Source organism: Mesorhizobium sp. P5_C1 (assembly GCF_054049815.1).
Window position 1 is genome coordinate 1 of record NZ_JBFULQ010001331.1, and the last position, 636, is coordinate 636.

Genomic DNA, 636 nt, shown 5'->3' on the forward strand with positions numbered 1-636 from the left:
GGTGTATTGGTCCTTCCTTCGAAGCTTCCATGCGGCGCTGGTGCAATACAAGGATGGCGTCAGCTGCGGCAGGGGCGATTTGGTTGAAGACCTGAGCGCACTGAATTTGCCGCTCAGCGCAAGTGACTGGCCGGCACAATAGGCTTCGAATAACGGGCTGCCTTGCCCAGGTCTTTGTGGTCTCTGGAGCGAAACGATGTTCACAGTAAGCAAGCGGCATTGCCGGGCGCTTTTGGTGGCTTTGCTTCTCTTGGTGTGTCCTCGCGTCGTATTCGCCGAGGAGCCGGGCGTGTTCGCGCTCCTTGTTGGCATAAACAGCTACGCAAAGACGCCAGGCTCCGCCTACAACGCATCGGACCTTCATGGAACCGCAAACGACGTTGCCCTCGTTAAGGACCTGCTGACCGGCACCTACGGGGTTCCCGACGACGGCGATCATTACCGGGTTTTGCTGGACGCCCAGGCGACCCACGCCGGCATTCGAGAGGCATTTGCGGAGCAATTGATCGAGAAGGCAAAAGCGCATCCGGATGCGACGTTCCTGTTTTACTTCAGCGGTCACGGCTCCCTGGCCATCGATGACAATGGCGACGAGGGCGATGGCTATGATGAGACCATCGTTGCACAGGACAGCCG

General features: G+C 58.6%; 1 protein-coding gene. It reads left to right on the forward strand.

Annotated features, from left to right (window positions below; genetic code table 11):
• Window positions 1-196: 196 nt before the first annotated feature.
• The coding region (locus tag ACXJ7R_RS35660) for a caspase family protein (protein ID WP_457155877.1) at window positions 197-636 on the forward strand (440 nt) is incomplete at its 3' end.